The 22,064-nt window shown below is 39.0% G+C and carries 20 protein-coding genes and 1 pseudogene; 9 read left to right on the top strand and 12 right to left on the bottom strand.

The window, feature by feature from the left end:
• Positions 1-15 precede the first annotated feature (15 nt).
• The 3 genes from J678_RS06825 to J678_RS06815 all read right to left on the bottom strand — a co-directional run bounded on the left by J678_RS06825 (position 16) and on the right by J678_RS06815 (position 3,805).
• Complete coding sequence (locus J678_RS06825; RefSeq protein WP_004885664.1) at positions 16-408, bottom strand: YkvA family protein; 393 nt, start codon at positions 406-408, stop codon at positions 16-18.
• Between the two features lie 119 nt (positions 409-527).
• On the bottom strand, positions 528-1,319 hold the full coding sequence (gene fdhD, locus J678_RS06820; protein WP_017393018.1) for a formate dehydrogenase accessory sulfurtransferase FdhD: 792 nt from the start codon (positions 1,317-1,319) through the stop codon (positions 528-530).
• A gap of 77 nt (positions 1,320-1,396) precedes the next feature.
• A complete protein-coding gene (locus tag J678_RS06815; protein ID WP_017393019.1) occupies positions 1,397-3,805 on the bottom strand; it encodes an FdhF/YdeP family oxidoreductase in 2,409 nt (802 codons plus the stop codon).
• Positions 3,806-4,199: 394 nt separating this feature from the next.
• On the opposite strand from J678_RS06815, the gene J678_RS06810 reads away from it, so the two are divergent.
• Complete coding sequence (locus tag J678_RS06810; protein WP_017393020.1) at positions 4,200-5,357, top strand: glycerate kinase; 1,158 nt, start codon at positions 4,200-4,202, stop codon at positions 5,355-5,357.
• On the opposite strand, the gene J678_RS06805 is transcribed toward J678_RS06810, so the two are convergent.
• The gene (locus J678_RS06805) at positions 5,354-5,920 is read right to left on the bottom strand and encodes a TetR/AcrR family transcriptional regulator (RefSeq protein WP_017393021.1); all 567 of its coding nucleotides are present in this window, start codon (positions 5,918-5,920) and stop codon (positions 5,354-5,356) included. The two genes, J678_RS06810 and J678_RS06805, sit on opposite strands and share 4 nt — an antisense overlap.
• A gap of 121 nt (positions 5,921-6,041) precedes the next feature.
• Here J678_RS06805 and J678_RS06800 point away from each other — a divergent pair, with 121 nt between their 5' ends.
• Together J678_RS06800 and J678_RS06795 are read left to right on the top strand one after the other, a co-directional pair.
• The gene (locus J678_RS06800) at positions 6,042-6,824 is read left to right on the top strand and encodes an SDR family NAD(P)-dependent oxidoreductase (protein WP_017393022.1); all 783 of its coding nucleotides are present in this window, start codon (positions 6,042-6,044) and stop codon (positions 6,822-6,824) included.
• Between the two features lie 37 nt (positions 6,825-6,861).
• The gene (locus J678_RS06795; RefSeq protein ID WP_017393023.1) at positions 6,862-7,467 is read left to right on the top strand and encodes a nitroreductase family protein; all 606 of its coding nucleotides are present in this window, start codon (positions 6,862-6,864) and stop codon (positions 7,465-7,467) included.
• A gap of 69 nt (positions 7,468-7,536) precedes the next feature.
• Here the strand turns inward: J678_RS06795 and adeE are convergent, their stop codons facing one another.
• Complete coding sequence (adeE, locus tag J678_RS06790; protein WP_017393024.1) at positions 7,537-10,650, bottom strand: multidrug efflux RND transporter permease subunit AdeE; 3,114 nt, start codon at positions 10,648-10,650, stop codon at positions 7,537-7,539.
• Positions 10,651-10,659: 9 nt separating this feature from the next.
• Positions 10,660-11,784, bottom strand: a complete 1,125-nt coding sequence (gene adeD / locus J678_RS06785) for a multidrug efflux RND transporter periplasmic adaptor subunit AdeD (RefSeq protein ID WP_017393025.1) — start codon at positions 11,782-11,784, stop codon at positions 10,660-10,662.
• Between the two features lie 79 nt (positions 11,785-11,863).
• On the opposite strand from adeD, the gene J678_RS06780 reads away from it, so the two are divergent.
• A complete protein-coding gene (locus J678_RS06780; protein WP_004885637.1) occupies positions 11,864-12,481 on the top strand; it encodes a TetR/AcrR family transcriptional regulator in 618 nt (205 codons plus the stop codon).
• A gap of 107 nt (positions 12,482-12,588) precedes the next feature.
• Here the strand turns inward: J678_RS06780 and J678_RS06775 are convergent, their stop codons facing one another.
• The 4 genes from J678_RS06775 to J678_RS06760 form a co-directional block, all read right to left on the bottom strand.
• Complete coding sequence (locus J678_RS06775) at positions 12,589-13,344, bottom strand: SDR family NAD(P)-dependent oxidoreductase (protein WP_017393026.1); 756 nt, start codon at positions 13,342-13,344, stop codon at positions 12,589-12,591.
• A gap of 73 nt (positions 13,345-13,417) precedes the next feature.
• The gene (locus tag J678_RS06770; protein WP_017393027.1) at positions 13,418-14,425 is read right to left on the bottom strand and encodes an alpha/beta fold hydrolase; all 1,008 of its coding nucleotides are present in this window, start codon (positions 14,423-14,425) and stop codon (positions 13,418-13,420) included.
• A 90-nt stretch (positions 14,426-14,515) separates the two neighbouring features.
• Positions 14,516-15,565 (bottom strand): alpha/beta fold hydrolase, encoded by a 1,050-nt coding sequence (locus J678_RS06765; protein ID WP_004885628.1) that lies wholly within the window; start codon positions 15,563-15,565, stop codon positions 14,516-14,518.
• A 28-nt stretch (positions 15,566-15,593) separates the two neighbouring features.
• Entirely contained in the window at positions 15,594-16,691 is a 1,098-nt protein-coding gene (locus J678_RS06760) for an alkene reductase (protein WP_004885626.1), read from the bottom strand.
• Between the two features lie 111 nt (positions 16,692-16,802).
• On the opposite strand from J678_RS06760, the gene J678_RS06755 reads away from it, so the two are divergent.
• Positions 16,803-17,405: a TetR/AcrR family transcriptional regulator gene (locus tag J678_RS06755; protein WP_032011602.1), complete on the top strand. Its 603-nt coding sequence runs from the start codon at positions 16,803-16,805 to the stop codon at positions 17,403-17,405.
• Positions 17,406-17,564: 159 nt separating this feature from the next.
• On the opposite strand, the gene J678_RS06750 is transcribed toward J678_RS06755, so the two are convergent.
• Positions 17,565-18,119, bottom strand: coding sequence for a TetR/AcrR family transcriptional regulator (locus tag J678_RS06750; protein ID WP_017393029.1), 555 nt, complete (start codon positions 18,117-18,119; stop codon positions 17,565-17,567).
• Positions 18,120-18,844: 725 nt separating this feature from the next.
• Between J678_RS06750 and J678_RS23815 the strand changes: the two genes are divergently transcribed.
• The 3 genes from J678_RS23815 to J678_RS06740 all read left to right on the top strand — a co-directional run bounded on the left by J678_RS23815 (position 18,845) and on the right by J678_RS06740 (position 20,891).
• On the top strand, positions 18,845-19,123 hold the full coding sequence (locus J678_RS23815) for a hypothetical protein (protein WP_017393030.1): 279 nt from the start codon (positions 18,845-18,847) through the stop codon (positions 19,121-19,123).
• A 484-nt stretch (positions 19,124-19,607) separates the two neighbouring features.
• On the top strand, positions 19,608-19,916 hold the full coding sequence (locus J678_RS06745; protein ID WP_017393032.1) for a hypothetical protein: 309 nt from the start codon (positions 19,608-19,610) through the stop codon (positions 19,914-19,916).
• Positions 19,917-20,084: 168 nt separating this feature from the next.
• A complete protein-coding gene (locus J678_RS06740) occupies positions 20,085-20,891 on the top strand; it encodes a hypothetical protein (RefSeq protein WP_224272957.1) in 807 nt (268 codons plus the stop codon).
• 113 nt (positions 20,892-21,004) lie between these two features.
• Here the strand turns inward: J678_RS06740 and J678_RS06735 are convergent, their stop codons facing one another.
• Positions 21,005-21,745: a hypothetical protein gene (locus tag J678_RS06735; RefSeq protein WP_079377404.1), complete on the bottom strand. Its 741-nt coding sequence runs from the start codon at positions 21,743-21,745 to the stop codon at positions 21,005-21,007.
• A gap of 124 nt (positions 21,746-21,869) precedes the next feature.
• Here J678_RS06735 and J678_RS06730 point away from each other — a divergent pair.
• Positions 21,870-22,064, top strand: a pseudogene (locus tag J678_RS06730) (IS256 family transposase); the annotation flags it as partial.

The following is a 22,064-nucleotide window of genomic DNA, read 5'->3' as shown; positions in this document are numbered from 1 at the left end:
TAAGACTCAGTTCAACTACAAACCACCACCAAAATAAAAGTAAGCCATCACGGCAAGTGTGAGCCAAATTAAAATAATCAGTACAGCAACCAAATAATTTCGTGGCCCTTTCTCATGTTCATCTAACCATTCTTTGGCTTGTTGTTCTGCATCGAAAATGACTTGCTGAGGCGTAAAACGAAGCGCTAACCAAATGAGTATGGGTAAAATGATGGCATCATCAATAAAGCCTAATATAGGAATAAAGTCTGGAATTAGGTCGATAGGACTAAAAGCATAAGCCACAGCCACTACCGCAATAATTTTGGGTAACCACGGCATTTGAGGATGCCTTGAGGCAAACCAAAGCATAATAATTTGTTTTTTTAGACGTTTTGCCCATTCTTTTAGTGATTGTAACCAAGACATTTGGACAGACTCTGAACCTTTTGAGTTTTATAATAATCTATAAAATCTATCCATAGCTTAAAAGCAACAGAGATGTCAGATGAGCTTCGTTTTAAGCCCCTCATATTGAACGATATATTTTAAATTTCTGTATATAAAACAAACCGGTCTCCCCTACAGAAACTTGCCAATGTGAGGCCAGATTGTTTGGCTAACTGAATGGCCATACTGGTCGGTGCTGAAATTGAAGCTAGCAAGCTAATATTGAGCTGGGCACATTTTCGTATTAGTTCATAACTTGCCCGACTGGTCATCACCACAAAACCTAAACTGGTGTCATAGTTTTCTTGCGCTATATAACCAATTAATTTGTCTAAAGCATTATGGCGGCCAACATCTTCAAATAAAGCCACGATTTGACCATCAACCACCCAAGCAGCGGCATGCGCCCCACCCGTTAAAGCAGTAATTTCTTGCTGGGCTTTTAAATGAGAAATGGCACTCGGAATTTGCTCAAGCCATAGCTTTGATGCATGCGTTGTAATTTTGGGAACATCTAACTGAAACTGCTCCAAACTTTCAATGCCACATAAACCACAGCCTGTACGACCAACCATCATGCGACGATGCTCTTTTAATGCAGCAAATGCTCTCGATGAAATGGTCATTTCAACCGTAATGCCCAACTCATTTTGATGCACATCAAGAACATATAGCTCTTTTAAACTGGTCAAAATGCCTTCCGAGAGACTAAAACCTTTGGCAAATAATTCGACATCGGTCGGTGTTGCCATCATCACCGCATGCGAAATACCGTTATATACCAAGGCAATTGGATACTCTTGCACAATATGATCTAAAACCTTTTCAGATTCGGTTTTGTTAAACCGCTGTACTGGCAATGTTTCAACCCCATAAGCATGTGGTGTCAAAATTATTTCCTTTATTTCAAAATGGCGCTTGTTTAGAGCGCCATTTGCTTAGATTTCATTTTAAAAAACAGGTTCACTTAGAGGCTGCTGACTTTCTTATTGGCATCTTCAGGGTCAACGGCTGTTGCCAAGTTAAAGTGCTCTGGTGCATTCCCTGGATGTAAAATCACAGGAACACTTTTTGATGCCGGAATCTTGGCATATTTATCATGACTGCTTAAGGCCACCAAAGGATTGGTTTCCGGATAGTAAGCCGCTAAGCTGCCGCGTGGAATGTTGTACGGCACAATACGGAAACTATGCACAATACGCTTCACACCATCCGAGAAAACACTTTCAATATCAACCCACTGATTTGCTTCAAAGCCCGCTTCATCAATATCGGCTTGGTTCATAAACAACACACGGCGCTGACCAAACACCCCACGGTAACGGTCATCCAGACCATATAAAGTGGTGTTGTATTGGTCATGAGAACGGGTAGTCATTAAGGTATAAACCTTACTTTCGGTATATGCGGCAGCGTACTGGTTTTCTTTATCCGCGTAGACTTCTTCAAGTGGCGTAATCAGAAATTGCGCTTTACCACTCTTGGTATTCCAGATGTGCTGATTAGCAGGATGCTCTAGGTGGAAACCGCCCGGCTTATAAACACGTAAATTAAAGTCATGGAACTCATCAAACACATCGGCAATGGAGTCACGAATGCGGTCATAGCTTTCGATGTACCATTTCCATTTAATCTGACTGTCTGGAAGAACAGCTTCAGCCATTCTTACCACAATATCGGGTTCAGACAATATGTTTTTAGAAATTGGCGTATTACGTCCTGCCGACAAGTGAACATTACTCATGGAGTCTTCAACCGAAATGGCTTGTGGGCCATGAAGCTGCTCGTCTATTTCGGTACGGCCTAAACATGGCAAAATAAGTGCATCTTTACCGCATACCAAATGACTACGATTTAACTTGGTTGCTACATGGACGGTTAAATCACATTTTCTAAGCGCTTCTTGCGTATATGGGGTATCAGGAGTTGCAACTGCAAAATTTCCACCTAAACCAATAAAGACTTTTATCTCGCCTTCAGCCATGGCTTTAATCGTTTCGACCACGCCATATCCATTTTTTCTTGGTGATTTAATACCGAATACACGGTCAATGTTATCGAGTAGTTTAGGGCTAGGCAGCTCATTGATGCCCATGGTGCGGTCGCCTTGCACATTACTATGACCACGAACCGGACACAGCCCTGCACCCGGTCTACCAATTTGACCACGTGCCAACAATAAATTTGCTAGCATATGTACGTTAGCAGTTCCGTGACGGTGCTGGGTAATCCCCATACCCCAACAGAAAATGGAGCGCTCTGACTCTAAAAAGAGTTTAGAAAGTTTTTCCAAATGTTCAGGCGACAGACCTGAGTGCTTATAAATATCTGCCCACTCAGTTCTTTCCACCTCGGCAATCATCTCATCGAAACCAACGGTATTGACTGCAATAAAGTTTCGGTCAAAAACGCTTGGTTTACCTGAAGCAAGTGCTTTTTTATCCCATTCATTTAAGTGCTTTAACATTCCTAACATCAGTGCATAGTCGCCACCAATTTTAGGCTGGAAATAATAACGGCTAATTGGCGTACTGCCGTTGGTCATCATTTCAAGCGGTGCTTGCGGGTCTTGGAAACGCTCTAGGCCTCGTTCTTTAATCGGGTTAATCGCAATAATGTTGCCACCACGTTTAGACACTTCACGCAAAGTGCCTAACATACGTGGATGGTTGGTTCCCGGGTTGTGCCCAAAACTAAAAATGGCATCGGCTAAATCAAAATCTTCTAAAGTAACGGTGCCCTTTCCTAAACCAATTGAGTCGAGCAAGCCTACACTTGTGGTTTCATGGCACATGTTTGAACAGTCTGGAAAGTTATTTGTACCAAAGCTTCTGACAAACAATTGATATAAAAATGCTGCTTCGTTACTGGCACGGCCAGATGTATAAAATGCCGCTTGGTCTGGGTTGTCTAGCGCATGTAAATGTTGAGCAATGAGCTTAAAGGCATCGTCCCATGAAATAGGAACATATTTATCGGTTGCAGCATCATAACGAACTGGGTCTGTTAAGCGGCCTAAGTCCTCTAAAAAAAAGTCACTTTGTTCTGATAGCCAACTAACCGTATGGCCTGCGAAATATTCGGGAGTAACGGTTTTACTGGTTGCTTCAAAAGCAACTGCTTTGGCACCATTTTCACAGAAGTTAAAGGCATGGGCATCTTTCTTTTCGGGCCATGCACAACCGGGACAGTCAAAACCTGTAGGCTGGTTAATGTTGAGTAAGGTAATTGAACCTTTACCTAAAATATCTTGTCGCTTTAGGTTTCGAGCGACACTAAGGAGTGCGCCCCACCCGCCAGCAGGATGAGTATATGGCTCAATTCGCGCAAAACCGTTATTTTCCTGTATATGCTTTTGTTCTTCTGAATTATCCACTTTTTCATCCTCTTATTTCTTTTACACTCAACAGATCCAATAAAATCACAATTTAAATTATGGTTATATCAAGACAATCTGCTGTTTAGCTTATTTGTAGAGTCTACTTTTTATAGGTTTCCGCTATTTTAAAAGCTGGCTCAACCGTTCTTATAATATGTGCCATATTGTTTACAATTACAATCATTCAAAACAACCATACTATTTATATAAAAATTTATAAAACAATGGCTTAAAAATTTTATAATCCAAATTTTTACAGATAAAAACATTATTGATTTTCATTTTTATCAGATTGAAATATTTAAAAATTGACGCCTACATGTGTTTATCTATGTTTTTTTCGTATTAAGCAGTATAAAACAATGAGAAATTTATCCGTATTAGAACGTTTATGAAGCTTGTGATTGCCCCTGACTCATTTAAAGACAGCTTATCTGCTTTGAAGGTAGCTCAAGCCATTGCCAAAGGATGGCAAGCTGTTTTTCCCGATGCCGAAACTGTTTTGTGCCCGATGGCAGACGGCGGTGAAGGCACCATTGAAGCTGTTTTAGAAGTCTGTGAGGGTCAATGGCGTGAAAAAACGGTGGTTGGGCCATTAGGTCAGCCTGTTCAAGCCAAATGGGGATGGTTAGAAAAGCAAAAAATCGCCATCATTGAAATGGCTCAAGCAAGCGGCATACAGTTAGTCCCACCGTCTGAGCGTGATGCTTGCCACAGTACAACCTTTGGCACAGGGCAGCTCATTTTAGATGCTTTAGATGCAGGTGCAAAAGAGATTATTTTAACTGTGGGCGGCAGCGCCACCAATGATGGCGGCACAGGTTTACTCAGTGCTTTGGGTGCAGTTTTACTCGATGCTAACCAAAACGCCTTACCCGCCGGTGGACTTGCTCTAAGCAACCTATCCAAAATTGATTTAACAGATTTCGACTCACGCATTCAGCACACACGGTTTTTACTGGCTGCCGATGTGACCAATCCACTTTGCGGCCCAAATGGTGCATCACATATTTTTGGCCCACAAAAAGGGGCTTCCCCTGCTCAAGTACAGTTACTCGATGTAGCGCTTGCACATTTTGCCGATGTCTCAGCGGAGCTTTTAGGTTTCGACAAACGAGATGAAGCAGGCTCAGGCGCTGCTGGTGGCTTGGGTTTTGCCGCCAAAAGTTATTTAAATGCAGACTTTAAAGCTGGGGTTAAGGTCGTGGCTGAACTTAACCAACTTGAACATAAAATTGCTAACGCAGATTGGGTAATTACGGGTGAAGGTAAATTTGACCAGCAAACTTTAAGTGGCAAAACTGTTTTTGGGGTGAGCCAAATTGCTAAAGCTCACAACGTACCTGTGATTGTGATTGCTGGGACTTTAGGCGAAGGCTACCAAGCACTTTATGAGCACGGCGTAAGCGCTGCTTTTTCGCTAGCAAACGGCCCGATCACATTAGAACAAGCTTGCGAACATGCAGCAGAACTCATTTATGAAAGAACCGTAGATATTGCGAAATTAATTCAATTTAGCCAAATGAACTGGAAAGATAAAAAAGCTTAATTGGCTAATTTTAAAAGGCTCTCTTTACAGCTTTCTAAGATTTCATCGCTAAGGTTTGATTGGTCTGGGCATGCGCGTGATAAGGCAATTGCCCCTACAGACTGGGCAAGAATATTAATGGCTTGCTTTCTTAACTCAGGCGCTTCTAAAGAAACTTGTTTGGCTCGCTCGGTCATAATGAACTGAATAAGTTGCTCAATGCCCTCTTCAAACTCGACTTTTACTTCGTCGGGCTGTCTTGCAGCATCACAAGATAATGCTGTTAGTGTGCAGCCCAAATCCCGATTATCTCGATGAGTGCGAGATACATAAAGCTGAATAAATTGAGTTAAGTTTAAACCTTCTATTCTTTTCAAAACCTGCTCAAGTCCATGTTTAACAGTAATGGAAACAAGGTCTGTTTTCGAGCTGAAATGTTTATAAAAGCCGCCGTGGGTGAAACCTGCGCTAGACATTAACTCGGCAATGCCGACCCCATCGTAGCCTTTGCTACGAAACAGTTGAGTCGCCTTTTCAACAATTTTATCTCGGTTTTCTTTTACCTGAGTTTTACTGACTTTCATGTTGGCGCACCCACTTTTATTCACCCTACTGGTCATAATTATACATTGATTATGATTGACATCAAAAATTAGTTATTTTAGATTATGATCATCATCTAAAAATAAAGCGTGGAGACATCACATGTCAGCTCAATCAAAAGTACTTATTACAGGAGCTTCGTCAGGAATTGGTTCTGTCTATGCAGACCGTTTTGCACAACGTGGCCATCACTTAATCTTGGTTGCACGAGATACCAACCGCTTAGACAAAATCTCGAGAGACCTTCAAGCAAAATACGGTGTACAGGTCGAATTTATTCAGGCCGATTTATCAAAGGATCAAGACATTAGCAAAATTGAAGATGTTCTAAAAAACGATGCTGATATTGAAATTTTGGTAAATAACGCAGGTATTACACTTAGCGGAAATTTTTTAACTCAAGATATTAAAGAAATTGAAACACTCATGACTTTAAATATGACGGCGGTTGTTCGTTTGTCTCATGCGGTTTCCGAGCAACTCGTACTTAAAGGTAAAGGTTCAATTATTAATTTAGGTTCTGTTGTTGGGTTGTCTCCTGAATTTGGTTCTACCATTTATGGTGCAAGTAAGTCCTTTATACATTTTTTTAGCCAAGGCTTACATTTAGAGTTAAAAGATCATGGCGTACATGTACAAGCCGTATTGCCTTCTGCAACCAAAACTGAAATTTGGGAACGTTCAGGTATCGATTTAAGCCAAGTTCCGCCATTAATGGACGTCAATGATTTGGTGGATGCTGCTCTAATCGGCTTTGATCGTAAAGAAACAATTACAATTCCTGTGCTGAAAGACGAAAATCAATGGAATAATTTTGAAAAATCACGTATGACATTATTACCAAACTTTTCTTCGGCTGAAGTAGCCCAACGTTATACAAACTAACGAGTACAGCTACCCAATTCTCAAGTAGGAAAATCTTATGAATGTTATTGATGCTCTCCGTAAGCGCCGTGCAATTAAACGCTTCGACCCTTCTTTTCAGTTATCTGAAGATAACAAAAAGCAGTTATTACAAGAAGTTTTAGCAAATGCACCAAGTGCTTTTAACTTGCAGCATTGGCGTCCGGTTGTTGTCGAAGATGCTGAGTTAAGACAAAAAATTCGTGCTATTGCTTGGGACCAACCACAAGTTACAGAAGCATCTTTACTCATTGTATTATGTGCAAAATTAAATACATGGGAAGTTGATGCTAAACGTGTATGGGATGGTGCGACTCCAGAAGTTCAAAATATTATGGCCGGCGCGATTGACCAGTATTACCGTGACCGCCCACAAACCCAACGTGACGAAGTTATGCGTAGTGCGGGGATTTTTGCTCAAACTCTGATGTTACTTGCCCAAGAACATGGTTTAGATAGCTGCCCGATGGATGGTTTTGACTTTGACGCAATGGCGAAGCTCGTTAACTTGCCTGAAGACCATGTGGTGTGTTTAATGATTGCTGTTGGTAAGTCAGCTTCTGAACCTTATCCACGTGTGGGTAAACTTCCTTACGATGAAGTCATTATTCAAAATACATTCTAAGTGATATGTCTTTTAGACCCTCATGCTGTAAATAGTGTGAGGGTCTAATTTTTAATGACTTTCATTATCTTATGACATCTTTTTTTCGTTTAGCTTATTGGTTAAACGGCGAACTAAAAGAAAGAATAAAGGCACAAAGAAAATAGAAAGCAAGGTTCCTGAAATCATACCGCCCGTTACGGCTATACCAATTTCTTTACGGCTAACAGCTCCTGCTCCTGTAGATACAGCCAAGGGAAGAACGCCCGCAACAAATGCCAGAGATGTCATAATAATGGGACGTAATCGCTGACCTGCTCCTTCAATAATCGCTTCCATTAATGCTTGCCCTGCCTCTAACTTGGCTGCCGCGAACTCAACAATCAAAATAGCATTTTTGGCAGAAAGTCCAATGGTAGTAAGCATAGCTACCTGAAAGTAAATATCATTCACAAAACCAGCCAGACTTGCAGCCACCACAGCTCCAATCAGACCTAAAGGAATCACTAGCATGACAGAAACAGGAATGGACCAACTTTCATAAAGTGCTGCCAAACATAAAAAGATAAAGATAATGGATGCTAAATATAACCAAATGGTTTGACCGCCAGCTAACTTCTCTTGATAAGACAACCCGCTCCACTGAAGGTTAAAGCCTTGTTGTTGATCAACTAACTCCTGCATCTTATCCATAGCCCCACCAGAACTTTCACCAGTTGCCGCAGAACCTTGTATTTGTACAGCTGAAAGACCATTAAAGCGTTGCAGCATTTGTGGTCCCATTTGCCATTTTACAGAAGAGAAACTAGAAAATGGTGTCATCTGACCTGTAGCACCGCGAACATACCATTGCCCAATATCTTGAGGTAAGGAACGATAAATCGCGTCTCCTTGCATATAAACTCGCTTAACACGTCCCTGATCGATGAAATCATTAATATAAGATCCACCCCATGCCGAAGATAGCGTATTACTGATATCTGTTTGAGCCAAACCAAGTGCACTGGCTTTTCTTTGATCGATATCGACTTGTAACTGAGCTTTATCTTCTAAACTATTTAGACGGACTGCTGCTAAGCCAGAATCAGCACTTGCTGCTTTTAACACATTATTTTGTGCCGCCAGTAAAGCATCACGTCCTTTATTTTCAGCATCTTGTAACCAAAGCTCGAAACCACTTGATTGTCCAAGCCCCCTCACTGCGGCTGGTGAAAGTACCTGAACACGTGCGTTACGCAGTGATTTAAAATATGAGTTTGCCCGAGCAATCACTGCTTCTGCTGTGTTTTCACTCCCTTCTCGATCATCCCAATGTTTGAGTCCAGCAAATGCCATTCCCACATTTTGCCCACTGCCCGCGTTATTTCTACCCATCACCATGAAAATCACATTGAGATTATCCTTTTCTTTCGTCAGGAAATAATCTGCTATCAAGTTACCCACCCGTTCTGTTTCAGCGAGTGTTGTGCCTACTGGCGTACTAAACTGGACCATAACTGAGCCTTGGTCTTCTTGTGGTAAAAACCCAGTATTCATACGCGTATATTGCCAGCCTAACAAAGCTGTAATACCTAAGAATATGATCATAAATATTTTGGGCTTACCTAAAACAGCGAGCAGCTTTATACGATAGCTTGACTGCCCTTGTTCGACTTTACGATTGAACCAAGTAAAGAATTTTCTCTGCTTTTGTTTTTCATTTGCAGGTTTAAGTAAGGTTGCACATAACGCAGGTGAAAGGGTTAAAGCAACAATGGCTGAAAGCACCATAGCCGATACGAGTGTTACCGAAAATTGGCGATAAATAATGCCGACAGAACCACCAAAAAAAGCCATAGGTAAAAATACCGCAGCAAGTACCATCGCAATACCGACCAACGCACCCGATATTTCTTTCATTGAAATTAGGGTAGCTTGCCGGGCATCAAGATGTTGCTCATGCATAACCCGCTCTACATTTTCTACAACGACAATTGCATCATCTACAAGCAAACCAATTGCCAAAACCATCGCAAATAAAGTCAGCGTATTAATGCTATAACCCAATATACTGAGTACACCAAACGTTCCTAACAATACGACCGGAACCGCAATAGCCGGAATTAATGTGGCGCGCCAGCTCTGTAAAAATAAGAACATGACAATAATGACTAGAACAATTGCCTCAGCTAAAGTTTTAATCACTCCTTTTACAGATGCTTCAACAAATGGAGTACTGTCACGTGGATATGCAACTTTTAACCCTGATGGCATAGAACCGGTTAAACGCGTGACCTCAGCTTTTACTCTTTCAGCTGTTTCTAAAGCATTGGCACCCGAAGCAAGTTGAATAGACATACCCGAAGCTGGCTTTCCATTCAAACGTGTAGAGGTTTGATAATTTTCTGCACCGCGCTCTACACGAGCTACATCTTTAAGTAAAACTACAGCTCCGTTTGTTTGAGTCCGTAAAATAATATTTTCAAATTGATTTACGGTCTGTAGACGGGATAATGCTGTTACGGTTGCATTTAAAGCCTGTCCGTCACGAGTTGGTAATGCCCCCAACTCACCTGCTGTAATTTGTGCATTTTGAGCTTCAATTGCAGTTCTGACATCTGAAGGCATAAGGCCATAGCTATTTAGTTTATGTGGATCGAGCCATATGCGCATTGCATATTGAGCACCAAATACTGTGATTTCACCTACGCCATCGACGCGACTTAGTGGGTCTTGAAGTGTGCTCACCATGTAGTCGGATATATCGACAGAAGTTCTTGTATTACTTTCATCGTAAAGTGCAAAAACCAATAAACTATCGCCTTGTGACTTTGTCACGGTTATACCTTGCTGCTGCACTTCTTGCGGTAGTCGGCTAAGCGCCTGATTGACTGCATTTTGGACCTGAACTTGAGCGGTATCCGGGTTTGTTTTTTGATTAAAACTTAAGCTTATACGTGCCTGACCAGCCGAGCTGCTACTCGATGAAAAATAAAGTAACCCATCAATGCCCTTAATTTGCTGTTCCAAAATCTGGGTTACACTATCTTCAACAGTTTTGGCAGATGCCCCGGGATAATTTGCAGTGACGTTTACACCCGGTGGTGCAATATCTGGATATTGTTCAATGGGTAAGATCAAAATAGAAATGGTACCTAAGGCCATAATACAAATAGAAAGAACCCAAGCAAAAATAGGCCGTGCAATAAAAAAACTCGACAACATAGTGCATCCTCAGGTCATTGGAGTAGGTTCAATCGCCATACCGGCACTTAAACCTTGCAGGCCATCAACAATGACTTGATCTCCTTCGTTCAAGCCCGATTTCACTAACCAACGGTTATCAATTGCATTTCCTAGCGTAATTTTTCGTTGTTCAGCTTTATTATCTTTTCCAACCACCCATACAAGCGCGTTTCCATCTGCATCTCTAAAAAGTGCTCCTTGGGGAATTAAAATGCTGTTAGATCGCGTACCCGTTCTAAGCTCTGCACGTACATACATTCCCGGCAATAAACCATGATTTGGATTTGAAAATGCTGCACGCAACGTGATACTTCCAGTTGCTTCATCTACTGCAATATCACTGAACTTAAAAGTTCCTTGTTGCGAATAAGTGGTGCCATTTTCGAGCTGTAAACGTACTGAAAGTTCAGTTGGTTTTATTCCATTTTCAGTGAGCTGTTTACGTAGCGCCATATATTCATCACTCGACTGAGTTAAATCGACATACATCGGGTCAAGTTTTTGAATGGTTGCTAAAGGATCTGTTTGTGCAGAAGTCACTAAAGCTCCGCGTGTAATCGAAGAGCGCCCTATCCGCCCTGAAATAGGCGCAGTAACTTGTGTATAACGCAAATTAGTTCGCGCTGTTTTTAATACTGCTTCATTTACAGCAACGGTGGCTTTTGCCTGTTCATAGGCACTTAACGCATTATCAAGTTCTTGCTGACTAATGCCATTTACCTTAATTAATTCCTTATAACGCTCAGCTTGCAGACGAGTTGAATTCACTGTCGCTTTAGCAAGTGCAAGGTTACCCGCAGCCTCATCAACGCTATCGCGATAGAGTGATGAATCAATTTTATAAAGAGGCTGTCCCTTACTTACCTGAGAGCCTTCTTTAAATAATTGCTCGACAACTACTCCATTTACTTGTGGCCGCACCTGAGAAATTTCAGAGGCCACTGTTCTCCCAGCTAACTGGTAAGAAGATTCAATAGTCTCTTTTTTTATAGTGATAATGCCGACCTTTTGATTATTTTTAACAATAGGCTTATCAGAATCACATCCATTTAAAAAAACAATCAAAGGCAATAAATACAAGGTATTACGACAAAGAAAACGAACTTTTGGCATATCTGGAACCCCAGAATTATGGACAATTTATTTACTTTACTGTAAAGTAAATAAATAAGATGTGCAAGAAAACCTCAATATGTTAAAAAAATCTCCAGGACGTCCCTCTCGAATCCGCCCGACCATTGTGGCAGCAGCACGTGAACTCTTTCTTGAACATGGTTTAGAAGTTCGTTTAGAGGCAATCGCCACGAAAGCAGGCACCAATAGACAAACTTTATACAACCATTTCCCAACGAAGACTGCACTGCTAATCGAAGTTTTTGATCATTTAAAAACAGAAATGGAAGCCCCTTTTATTGAGCAACATGAGGTCAACAATAAGCGACTGGATCAGCGATTGTTGGACATTGGGCAAGCCGTGCAAAATCATTTTTATAATATTGATGTAATTCGCCTGCAACGATTACTGATTATTGCTTTAGTTGAAATGAAAGAAATTCTTCCTAAAATTCAGACCCGTACTCAAGGTAATATTAAAAGGTCTTTAAGTCATATTCTTGAAACCGCGCACAATGCTGGCGTGATTCAAGTTGAACATCCCGACGAAGCAGCTAAAGCCTTTTTGGGCGCAGTGATGGGATATGCCTATCCGGCAACGCTTCTAGGAGGCGCAGTGCCAACACCAGAAGAATTAAAAAAACTTAATGAAGAAACTTGTACTATGTTTTTAAAAGCATGGCAGTATAAAGAATAACTGCAAAAAATAATAAAAGCCCCTATTCAACGGGGCTTTTTAAAATAGGCTCATAACTAAAACATGCTAAACAATATTGACCATATCAATCTAAACCACATCCTCACCTAAATACCATAACCGCCATCAATATTAATATTTGAACCAGTGATATATCCCGCATGCTCGCTACAGAGCCATAAAACTAAATCTGCAATTTCATTTCTATTACCATAACGTTTAATCGCCATAAGGTCTAAAAGTGAATTTGCCATTTCGCCTTCTGCCGGATTCATATCAGTATCGACAGGTCCCGGTTGAATATTATTTACGGTAATAAATCGTTCACCCAAATCTCGCGCCATACCTTTGGTTAAGCCATTCACCGCAGATTTAGTCATAGCATATAAAGTTAATCCAGCTGTAGGCACACGTTCAGCATTGATACTTCCTATATTAATAATACGCCCATAATCAGGCATATATTTAACAACCTCATGGCAGGCTACAATCACGCTTTTAATATTTACGGCCATGATCTTTTCTATTTCTTCTAATGTCACATCTTGTATTTTGTTCATCACAAAAATACCAACATTATTCACTAAGATATCAATTCGACCGAACTCATCTGCAACTTTATGGATGGCGTGAATAACCTGTTCTGGTGAACGACTATCAGCTTTAATTCCCATCACTTTTAAGCCATTCGCTTTAAGATCATCTACCAAACGGTTAGCTGCCTGATCTGAGTTTGCATAAGTAAAGGCTACTGTTGCTCCGTGTTCAGCCAATTTAGTGACAATAGCCGCACCTATACCACGTGAACCACCTTGTACAAATGCAATTTTACGTTCTAAATCATGTGATGAAGTCGTTTTCATAACTTATTCCTCTCACAAACTATTTAATTGAATTTAAATAAATTATTTTCATCTTGGTAACAGACCAAAATAGTTAGTCGTATTTCTTTAAAGTTCCGATCAAAGCATCATGAAACATTTTAGGATTTTGCATTTGTGGCGAATGCCCCATGCCTTCAAACTCAATTAATTCAGCATTTGGAATCATTTTTGCGGTTTCTTTACCCAAAACGCTGTATTGACCAATTTTTTGTTTAACGTCAGGTGGGGCTATATCGCTACCAATTGCAGTCGTATCACCCGTACCGATATAAAGCACGGTAGGTACTTTAAGTTGAGAAAACTCATAATAGACGGGTTGTGTAAAAATCATGTCGTAAATAAGAGCTGAATTCCATGCGACCTTTTCGTGTCCTTTGCCCGCATTTAGTCCAGCCAGCATATCAACCCATTTGTCATATTCTGGCTTCCATACGCCTTGATAATAAGTTTTTAATTCATAGGCTTTAATTGACTCAGCACTCACCTTCAGTTCACGCTGATACCATTGATCAATAGTACGATACGGAACCCCTTTTGCTTTCCAATCTTCTAGTCCAATTGGATTAACCATTGCGAGGAGTTTTGTTTGTTGGGGATACATAAGAGCATATCGCGTTGCGAGCATGCCACCTGTTGAATGTCCTAATAAAATCGGTTGTTTAACACCCAGTTTTTCGAGTAAAGCATGAGTGTTTTGTGCAAGCTGTTGGAAACTATATTGATAATGATCGGGTTTACTAGAAGTACAAAAACCGATCTGATCGGGAGCAATCACCCGATAACCATTTTGTATTAGAAAATTAATGGTTTCTTCCCAAGTTGCAGCACAAAAGTTTTTGCCATGAAAAACCACTACTGTTTGTCCATTCGGCTTCTTGGGTTGAACATCCATATATCCCATTTTTAAATTTTGCTGTTGGGATGAGAAATTAAAATACTGGAGTGGGTAAGGATATTTAAATCCTTCTAAATGCTCGCCATAGACATTATTTGCATAACTAACTGATGACGCAGTGAGACAAGCAAAAAATAAAGACAAGAATGGAAGTTTATTTTTCATCTATCATTTCTCCCAACCACTTGGAATAAAGATGTTTTAGGTGAGTTACATCCGAATCCAAGATAGATTCGGATATAAAAGTTTTAGTCATTATTTAAATAAAAAGTTCGATAAACTTTTTTCAACACCTTCAGCATTTTCTTCCACCATCCAGTGTCCTGTATCTGGCAAAATAATGGCAGTGTATTGGGCAGGATCAGCGACAAATCTTGCTCGCATCTCTTTCACCAAAACATCATTTACGCCTTTTTGGCCAGTAAGCGCCATAGAAGGTATTGTTAACTTTTTACCATTAGCGAGCAGTGCTTCATTTTGACGAATTGAGTCGGCATGCGAACGGTAATATCCAAAAGCTGCTTTTAATTTATCTCGAGTCGAATACGGCTCAATCAACTCAGCAAGCAGTTCAGGTGTAAAAATTTCTTTTTTACCTGCATACGTTTTAATAAAGTACGAGAAAAATAAATTTGGATCATTCGCAATTTGCTTCTCAGCAATATCACCAAAACTAAAATAACCAAAGTGCCAACCTAGACCCGGACCATCTGCGGTATATCCCGGATATTCAAACATCGCACGATCCGGAATTGGCGAGTCCATAAATACCGCTTTTTTGATATAGCCTTGATTATTGGCAACGAGTGGATAAGAAGCCGTATTACCTAAATCGTGGCTGACATAATAAATCGGCCCCTTCCCAGCAATTTTCTTAATCGCACCAATTAAAATTTTTGAGGTATTTTCTGCTGAATAATCATCATTAAGTATGGGACCAGATTGACCCAGACCCGGCAAATCAATCGCAATGACTTTATGATCTTTCATATAAGAAAGCATGACAGGTTCCCACATTTTCCATGTCGAACCAAAACCATGAATAAATACGATCGGCGTGCCTTTAGATCCACCTTCAACATAATGGAGTTTTACGCCTTCAGACTCGATAAACTTACTAGATAGGCCCTTTGCATAAGCATATTGCCCTAGTCCATTAGATTTCACCTTATTAAACATTTGTTGTGAAACGGCTGGGGGCGTATCAATCGACTTTAAGTTTGGGTCATATTCTGCATTTGCTTGATTTAACCCAAACATCCCCATAGCTGCGGATAAAGTCATAACTTTAAAAAACTTTTTCATTTTCTTAACCTTAATTTATCGTGTGAGCTTATTGAGCAGTAGGATAGTCGGTATAACCCGTTGCATCGCCACCATAGAAATATTCAGATTTGGCTTGCGCTAAAGCATGACCTGACTGTAAACGCTCAACTAAATCTGGGTTGGAAATAAAAGGACGTCCAAATGCCACTGCATCTGCTAAGCCTTTATCAAGAATAGATTCGGCTCTTTCGAGTGAATAATTTCCACAAACAATTAATGTATTTGTGAACAATGAACGAAGTTTTTCTCTGAAACCTACTGGATAAGTATCACCATGTGGAAGCATGTCCCATTCAGCCAAATGGATATAGGCAATATTTCTTCTTTGTAATTGTTCAGCTAAATAAAGGGTAATTTCTTCGGGTTGTTGGTCTGTCATGCCATTAATCGTTCCCCAAGGTGATAAACGCACACCTACTCGGCCGGCACCAATCGCATCAATCAATGCGTCGACAGTTTCCAATAAGAAACGTGCACGATTTTCAACAGATCCACCATAGTTATCAGTACGCTGGTTCGCATCTGTAGATAAGAACTGGTCAAATAAATAACCATTCGCGGCATGAATTTCGACTAAATCAAAACCTGCTTGTACAGCGTTGCGAGCAGCTTGAATAAATTCCTGTTTAACGTTTTGAATATCATCAAAATCCATTGCTCTTGGCATTTCGGCAGGCACCATTGCCCCTTCACCTTTTTCATTGGCAATAAATACTGAAGCTTTGGCCTGAATAGCAGATGGTGCAATGGGTTGTTCGTGGTTGCTATGCAGTGAAGAGTGCGACATACGCCCAACATGCCATAACTGAGCAGCAATTTTTCCGCCTTTTTCATGTACAGCTTGAGTCGCTAAAGCCCAACCTTTGATTTGTTCTTCTGAATAAATACCGGGCGTAAAAGAATAACCTTTACCCACATCAGAAACTTGTGTGCCTTCGGTGATAATCAAACCAGCACTTGCACGTTGACCGTAATAAAGTGCATTAAGCTCGGTCGGCACATCATTAGGTTGTGCTGCTCTTGATCTGGTCATCGGTGCCATAACAATACGATTGCTTAGTTCAACATCGCCCACAATCACTGGATTAAATAATTTGTGATTCATATGTTAGCCCTTAAAATATGCATAAGATTATTTATGTAGTGATCACTATATAATCGTGCTAAAATACAGTCAACATGTTTTTGTAGTGATTGATACAAAATGGAGAGTAAAATGAATAAAACCGCAGGTCGTGGCCGCCCTCGTAATTTCGATCGAGATGCTGCATTAGACAAAGCGATGAATCTATTTTGGCGAAATGGTTATGAAGCGACGTCGATTAATGACCTGACAAAAGCAATGGAAATCACCCCGCCAAGTCTTTACGCTTCTTTTGGAAACAAAGAAAAATTGTTTATTGAAGCTGTTGATTATTATGTTAAAAATTTTGGTAATTATCGAATTGAGGCACTCAAAGAGTCTTTAACTGCTCAAGAAGGCATTAAAAATTTGTTAATCAGAACGATTGATCAATTTTATAGTAAGCCTGATAAAACAGGCTGTTTAGTTGTCTCTGCTGCATTATCAGGTTCATCTGAAAGTAAAAATGTACAAGACATCTTGAGTAATGAACGCAGAAAAACCGTTGCTCTTATTAGAGCGAGACTTGAACAAGGTCAAAAAGATGGTGATGTGGCTGAAAGCTTAAACTTAGATGTTTTAGCAGATTATTTTGGCATGATTCTATTTGGTATTACGGTTCAAGCAAAAGATAATGTGCCTATTGAAAATCTATACGACAGTGTAGAAATGGCTTTAAAAACCTTAAACAATTAATTTTAATGATTTTATAGTTGAAATCATTTGATTTGATTTCAACTTAAATCACTAAGATAAGATTGCTTTAAACAACCAATAAGGTTTGTAGGTTAGTGAAAAAAACGCTCACCTTGATGGTTTTTTATTGTTTCTAACTTTTCATTTCCACACTTTTAGCTAAGCCAAAGCATTTAGAAAGTAATTAAATAACCTCTCTTTTTGATCGATCTGTTCTGAGCTTAAAAGCTGAATAATTGCGCCTTCAATCATATATAGCAATATTTTGGCATCATTAAAAGCTGCATCGTTTTTTAGTAATTTAAGCTGACTATAAATTTCATTGCTAAGCCATGTTCTGTATCTGACCGCAGTTTGGTAAGCGTTTGGATAACTGTTTTTAGTTTCAAAAATGGCCTTAAATAATAAGTAGTACGGCCCTTCTAAGTCGGTATGTAATATATAAAGTTTTTTGAGTTTATCGATTGTGCTTGTGTCATGGTCGTACTCCACTATTGCAACCACTTGGTCTTGGAGCCGTTCTTTTTGCACAATTAAACAGATATCAATGAAGCGTTCTTTAGAGTGAAAATAATTATAAAACGTCATTTTATTCACTTCGGTTTCTTTCACAATTTTGTCGACGCCGACCATATGAAAGCCACCGTAGTGAAATAAGTCGATCCCTTTTTTTACAACCTCAAAAGCACGTGTTGGGAGAATTAAATTTGGCATAGTTTTACCGTTATAAAATAAATTGTTGTTGTATATAAATGAGATATAAAAGCCTTTTATTTTTTTAAAGCTGAAAAAAAGGCATAGCAAAGCCATAAAGACTGTGCTTGGCACATCTCAAGTTTTATTGTTGCTGCAAGTTTTTAGTCGTGACGATTTAAAGCCTGATTTGCCGCATGGCGATCAAACTTGTTAAAAACTAAGTTGTGTTGTTATAGCTTTTGGCAAAGGTTGCCAAGAAATAATGGATGTGCAAAGCCAACTCCTTTTTATTTGGAGTTCTGCCAGACATTTATAGAATTATGGTGGCAGAACGAGAAAGGGTTCGCAGACTAGTAATAACTCAAACTAGCACACCCGTAGGTGTCCCTCTCCCGTCCTACCGCTACGGGAAAGGGACGAGTAGCTACCACACAAGAGTATTCCTCAGAAGAAATATCTCTGATGCGGGAGTTATTATGCGGTCTGCGACGACCGACTGGCAATGTGGCCAGCAGGCAAAGAATAGTGCTCAACCCTTTTGCAGTCAAGCACACAAAATGACATTTGTTTTAAATTAGATCATTAAAAAGCAAGGATAAATAATGAGTGAGTTATTGTTAAATGGGGGTTTATAAAGTTAAAACATGACCGTTTGGGATTTTTAATGTTCCCCTAACATTATATACAAAGAATATGTTATTTTAATTTGCAATATCAATCAGTTGTTTTACTAGAGCTTATTTATGCATTCATACAAATTAAAATTTATTTTATTACTAATGTCTTCTCTATTTATTACTTCATTCAGCCATGCTGGGGAATATCAGGATAAATTAGTTGAGTGTTTAAAAAGTTCAGTTACCGAACAAGACCGTAAGGATATGGTGCAATGGATGTTTTTTGGTTTTGCTACGAAACAAGATTTAGCAAACTACACAAAAATATCAAGCGCAGATTTAGAACGTGTAGATCGCAGGGTTGCGAATATTTTTGATAAAATCATGACGCAAAGTTGTACGTAAGCAGTTACTGCAGTTGTAGAAAATGAAGGAACCAATGCGCTAGCACATTCATTTGAGTATTTCGGACGTTATGCAACGGAATCAATGATGAATGATCCAAAAGTCGCACAACGCTTACAAAACTTTACCAAGTATCAGGATAAAGAAAAATATAAAAAGGCTTTTCCACTGCCTTCCCAATAATCTAATTGAGATTTAAAAATACTCACAGACCAAAGAGCTATTTAACATAATGGGCGCCACATGGGATATGACAATAAAACTCATTTATAATTAATCATTTATAAAAATTAATATTTATTTGCAGTAAGTATTGATTCAATTACAATGCTTTAAATAAACTAAAGCTAAGCCTAATAAATATGACTTAGCTTTGAAAAATAAATAAGCATGCTGTATCGACAAAATATTCAATAGGTAGAGTTCAAGAAAATGTACTACTTTGCAGAGGACCCCTTCTAGGTAATGTTACCTAGGAGGAACAATGAAAAAACTGAAATATCAGTATCAACAATCTGTAAAAAAACCACGCTCAAATGGCTTATTTTGGGAATACTTTCCTAATATGAAAAGTGTTCATTATAAAAAGTTCAGTACGCAGCAAGAGAAAAGCTTTTATTCAATTCATTGTATTGAATATAAAGATTATCCTCTTAAGCTTCGTGTAGCCCGTGGCCCTGGTTTAGCTGATGCATGGGATGATCTTCCAACATATGTCACAAAAGTTGCTAAAAGTTGGAAGCATAATTCTAAGAGAGCGCATCAATACTACAAAGAACATGAACAAAAATAGAAAATGGGAGCTAGTTGCTCCCATTTTTTTATCCGTATAAGGTGTATTACTTTGATTTTATAGAAATTTAATAAGTAAATATTCTTATTTATCTCTGCATTTCTCTATAAGCCACATAGTTATATATTCTAATCTAGACATGAATGGAAAATTCTCATTATGAACTTCATGAAAATTATAATTATTCTAATACAATGTACTGCTATATTCGGATGCACAGACTCATCGAAAACAGCATCTCAACATTTATCTGAAAAATCTAATGTCAAATATTATAAAGACACCTCTAAACAAGGGGATTTAGTTGTTTGGGGTATTTCATCGGATTTAACTTTAAAAACAGTTGTAGGTGATAAAAAAAATATTGCACAAGGTACTATTTTAAAGAGCCCTTTTCTTGGTCAGTTTCCTATTAACTTTATTCCTAAAATAAAAAATCTAAGTAAAAATGATACCATCGAAAATGTTGCAGACCCTGAAAATCCTATGCAATTTAACTTACTTTTGAATAATGCTAAAAATATAGAAATTAATAATTTCTATGATACAAGTCATCAAAACCAAGTAAAAGTATTAGTAGAAAATTTTAGTACAGCTGATCCAATATATTTGAAATATAAAAAAACACCACGAGAGTGGATAAATTATTTTACATCTCAAGAAGTTATTAAAGATGAAGATTTATTCAAAAAATTTGACTTAGAATGTTACTCACTTAAGAATTTGAAAGCTCATATTTCTCGTTTTTATCATTGTATAGGAAATGCATCAGACCCCTACCATTCTGAATTTTTAATGACAATTGCTAAACAACATGATGGAAATAATCAAATTGTAGTGACTACAGAAGTTGAAACACCTCTATATCCAAATATAAGTATAAAATGGACAATGCCTTATGAATCATTAAAAGATTGGAAAAAGGTAGATAAAAATATCTGGCGTTTATTAAAAGCTTGGAATGTGCATAAATGAACTGACTCCCAATATTTAACCTAATTTTTGATCAATTTAACATTATGAGCATTATCTAAATTATAAAAAAAGCCCCTGTTTCTACAGAGGCTTTTTTTCAATTCAACACTTAATTATTTATGAAACCAAGGTTTCTTTGGTGCAGTCCCAGTATATGCAGGATCAACTTTAATCGGCCCCTGACCTTTTTCGCATTGGTGAACACCCCACTCACTCGGGCGAAAACGTGCATTAACTCCATCAGGCTCAGGTTTACCAAATTCTTTTGCAATATCATAATCAATGAGTGGTATTTCAAGTAGTACGATGTCTCCACGAGAACAAGCGATAGTAGGACGTTTCGTATCGTAAACCCATTCACCGTAACCATCGGCCTCATTAGGATCAAAGCGCATAACTGGACCTATTTGCTGATCCCACGCCAATTCCATTCGAGGAGGCTCCATCGCAGTTACCCACATTCCTGCAACCTGTACAGGATGAGGAAAACGTACAGCCTCTAATCCACGTAAGCTAAAGGGTACTTGTGGCTCACCGTTATCAAAAGCATCGTAACGACTAATTAAACTCCCTTTAGGAATCAACAGTTCGCCATATTGTGCATCTTGAGATAAAACGAAATGGCTGCGACGTTCCTTATAATGCTGCTTAAGTGCGAACTCATACTCTACCGATGCAGCCATATAAAATAAATAACCTGCCCACAAGTCACATATTAATGCCACTAGCGTAATAAATAATGTCTTTTTAGAAAAAAACCTCACATGCTTTTGAACCTTATTTCGCCAAAAGAATAGTGCTTTCACCACTAAACCTAGTGTTAATACAACACCAATCAATGGAGCAATAAACAACAGAAAAATTGCAAAAACCGAGAATGTCTGTACAGGTATCATAATTATTGGGACTGTTCTAAATTTTGTGTAAGTACTTAATTTTCATTTATCCTTCAGAGGATAATTACAAAAGGTACTTCACATGGATGAAGCAACAATCAAAAGTATGGCTGCCGAATTGGCTAAAGGTCTAAAAACACCAGAAGACTTAAACCAAATGACAGCAGTCTTTAAAAAATTCATGATTGAAACTGCACTCAATACTGAACTTTCAGACCATCTCGGTTATGAAAAGCATCAGCCCAAGAAAGGCTCAAATAGCCGTAATGGGTTTAGT

The sequence above is a fragment of the Acinetobacter sp. 1424608 genome, from assembly GCF_000588255.1.
GTDB classification, from domain to species: Bacteria; Pseudomonadota; Gammaproteobacteria; order Pseudomonadales; family Moraxellaceae; genus Acinetobacter; species Acinetobacter nosocomialis.
This window is presented reverse-complemented; position numbering and strand designations above follow the sequence as displayed.